This window comes from Wolbachia endosymbiont of Mansonella ozzardi, assembly GCF_020278625.1.
In the GTDB taxonomy this organism is placed as follows: Bacteria; Pseudomonadota; Alphaproteobacteria; order Rickettsiales; family Anaplasmataceae; genus Wolbachia.
On the sequence record NZ_JADAKK010000004.1, the window covers coordinates 10,321 to 13,918 of the forward strand.

Here is a 3,598-nt window from a genome sequence, read left to right on the forward strand (position 1 = left end):
TCAACGAACTAACTAGCAACAAACAGATAATTATAGGCTTCAAGTATGGGAGGGTAACTAATGTTGTTCACTGCTCTTCAATTTCCAGAAAGAATTACAGCATTGATTGGTGTATTACCTGCTCCTGACTTCACTGAGGATTTAATATTCAAATAGTTATCAGGTAAGCAAAAAGAAGAACTAGATTCTAAAGACATAGTGGACTTTACTTCAGGGCGTTGTGCATACAAAATAACCAAGAATTTGATAGAAGACGGCAGGAGAATCTTCTTTTAAATAAAGGAAACAACAGACATAAACTCTCCTGTACGCTTATTGCATAGCATTAACGATAAAGATGTTCCTTACCAAACCTCACTAAATTTAGCTGAAAAGGTCAAATCAACCGATGTTGAGGTGCGCACTTGACAAAATTAGCGGAGAATAACATGTCTGACAGCCATTCATTGAAAATTTTATTTCAGACAATCAAAGAATTTTTGCCCACCATGTAGTTATAGCCAAAATGATTGAAGTTTACCGATGATTAAAAAAACTTTCATTTTGCATAGTTTTTAGTAGCGCGTTGGATTCAATAGAAAAAAAACTACTTGACAAGTTCTTCTAATATTATACTACCAAAAATAGTATTTATCTTCAGTTCGTACAGGTTAAGCAACAAAAAAACTCAATGTACTTGGCTTCTTATGTTTAATTTTTTGCACTATGTGCATCTCATGTCTTTATTAAACTTTCAAGGTTTTTACCTAATATAAGCTAAAATACGCTTGTTAAAGTGCTTAAGACAGTAAAAACGCCAATTAAAAAGATAGATAGTGAATAACTAGCTAACAGGTTTTTTTACCTTTTTCCCACTTAGTAAATTCCTTAAATGTTTATAGCTAAAGGTTAGTTGCAGTTTAAGATACAATACGGTATGATTTAATTAACCAAGAAGTGGAGATATTAACATGAAAAATTTATGTAGTGAAATTAGATTTCAGTGTCAGCTATTTGTATGACATCAAGGAGAAAAACTATGGATAAAAAAACTAGAATAGAATCAGATAGCTTAGGGGAAGTAAAAGTACCAAGTGAACATTATTGGGGAGCGCAAACACAGCGTTCTTTGGAAAATTTTAAAATTGGAATAGAAAAGATGCCAGAGCCTATAATTGAAGCGTTAGCAATAGTAAAACTTGCAGCAGCACGTGTGAATATGAAGCATAGCGCCGTAGATGAAAAAGTAGGAAGTGCGATCTGCACAACTGCACAGGAGATAATAGACGGCAAATTTAACGACGAATTCCCACTTATTGTATGGCAAACTGGATCTGGAACTCAACTCAACATGAACATGAATGAAGTGATCAGCAATCGCGCAACAGAAATTTTGAGCGGTGATTTGGGCAGCAAGTCTCCAGTACACCCAAACGACCATGTAAATTTTGGCCAGTCATCAAATGACGCTTTTCCAACAGCAATGCACATAGCAGCAGCAAAGCAGATAAATTGTTCTCTCATTCCAAGTCTTGAAGTGCTATATAAGGCACTGAATGATAAGGTTCAGGAATTTAAAAATATAATAAAAGTAGGGCGTACTCATCTGCAAGACGCAACGCCTCTGACACTGGGACAGGAATTTTCTGGCTATGCAGTTCAAATTAAAAAGGGAATAGAAAGAGTAAAATCAGCTCTGAACAATGTGTATGAGCTTGCACAAGGTGGTACCGCGGTTGGCACTGGACTCAATACTAAAAAAGGCTTTGCTGAAGATTTTGCTAAAGAAGTGGCAGAAATTACCAATCTTCCATTTATTTCAGCAAAAAATAAATTTGAAGCATTAGCAGCAAATGATGCTCTGGTTGAACTAAGTGGAGCACTCAATACAGTAGCGGTCAGTTTAATGAAAATTGCAAATGATATAAGGTTGCTTGGTTCTGGTCCAAGGTGCGGAATTGGAGAAATAATATTGCCAGAAAATGAGCCAGGTTCTTCAATTATGCCAGGTAAAGTGAATCCAACTCAATGTGAGGCAGTAACTATGGTATGTGCTCAAGTTATGGGAAATCATGTTACTGTAACCATTAGCGGTTCAAACGGCCATTTTGAACTAAACGTGTTTAAGCCAGTAATAATTTACAATGCTTTACAGTCTATAAGACTTTTAGCTGATGCAAGTTTAAATTTCACAGAAAAATGTGTGATTGGCATTAAGGCAAATGAAAAGAGGATAAAAGATCTGCTGAATCAGTCATTAATGTTAGTCACTATATTAAATACGCATATAGGATATGACAATGCAGCAAAAATAGCCAAACTTGCTTATAAAGAAAACATCACCCTAAAAAAAGCGGCAGTGAAGCTTGAGCTACTCACTGAAGAAGAGTTTGAAAGAATAGTGAAACCAGAAGAAATGGTGAATTTATAAATTACTAGTTTTATTACCAATGTTTAAAGCAGTTTCCTCTATCTCCTTTATTCTCTCGTCTGCCAACATTTTTAATCTCTCACCATATCTGTAATTTTCGCTTTATAGTGCACAGCTCATCTGCAGAGCTATAATCCAATTTAGAGTAATATTCGTAATCGCAGTTTTCTTTGATGCCCTCAGTACTTATAAACGATGCTGAGAGTGGAAACGAAGCTAATAGTAAAGTAAGTGCAAAGCTTTTCATATTGAACATTTAAGTTCAATTGCGTTATAAATCTATTAATAATGAAAGAAGAAAAACCGATCAATAGATCTCTTGAACAACCTGCTTTCTGATTTAGCGCCAAAACTTGTTTCCACTCTTCAAGTTTTCCCGTTTCTGTAACCGTTTATTGTTTTGCATTCCAATCTTGTTCAAATATTACAAGCCCCTGGTCAGTAAGTGGATGGTTAAGTAATTGTCTAAGTATTTTCGCCGGCATAGTAATTGAATCAGCACCAAGCCTTGCAGCTTCTACTACATGTGTTGGACTTCTTACCGATGCAACGAGAACTTTGGTATCAAAGCTGTAATTAGAATATATAGTACATATATCTTTTATTAACGACAAGCCATCATAGCTTATATCATCAAGGCGACCAACAAAAGGAGAAATAAAACAAGCACCGGCCTTAGCGGTAAGCAGTGCTTGTCCAGGAGAAAAACATAATGTAATGTTAACAGGTATTTTATGTTCTGTCCACAACTTTTTACAAGAGATCAATCCTTCATGTGTAAGGGGCAGTTTGATTACGATATTGTTAGCGATTTTCGCTAACTTAAGACCTTCTCTAATCATATCTTCATGGTTATCCGCAACAACTTCCACACTAACAGGCCCTTCTATAATAGAACATATCTCACTTATTAAATCTTCATATTTATCTTTACGCCCAGATTTTGCTATCAAAGAAGGATTGGTTGTTATGCCGTCAATGAACTCTTTTAGTTCTTTAATTTCATTTAAATCAACGCTATCAAGAAAAATTTCCATACTACTCCCCCATTAACAAACAATGTACGATAAAAACTTACTGAACGAGATAATCCAACTGCATGTTTATCCTTTTGCTCCTAAAAGATTCACCATCATGAATTGCATGATCAAAAATCTGAACTTGGTTCGTCATAATGCTACAATTATT

The 3,598-nt window shown here is 35.2% G+C and carries 2 protein-coding genes; one reads left to right on the forward strand and one right to left on the reverse strand.

From position 1 onward, the window contains the following. The first annotated feature begins 1,018 nt into the window (after nt 1-1,018). Nucleotides 1,019-2,410 carry a class II fumarate hydratase gene (gene fumC / locus IHO40_RS00700; RefSeq protein WP_225536282.1) on the forward strand — a complete coding sequence of 464 codons (1,392 nt, stop codon included), beginning with the start codon at nt 1,019-1,021 and terminating at the stop codon, nt 2,408-2,410. A 392-nt stretch (nt 2,411-2,802) separates the two neighbouring features. Here fumC and fsa read toward each other — a convergent pair whose 3' ends face one another. Beyond that, nucleotides 2,803-3,447, reverse strand: a complete 645-nt coding sequence (gene fsa, locus IHO40_RS00705; protein WP_225536283.1) for a fructose-6-phosphate aldolase — start codon at nt 3,445-3,447, stop codon at nt 2,803-2,805. Between the last annotated feature and the right edge of the window lie 151 nt (nt 3,448-3,598).

Bases quoted from the DNA above. Each gene is read 5' to 3' on its own strand.
- fumC (WP_225536282.1), top strand. From the start codon at position 1,019: ATGGATAAAAAAACTAGAATAGAATCAGATAGCTTAGGGGAAGTAAAA.
- fsa (WP_225536283.1), bottom strand. From the start codon at position 3,447: ATGGAAATTTTTCTTGATAGCGTTGATTTAAATGAAATTAAAGAACTA.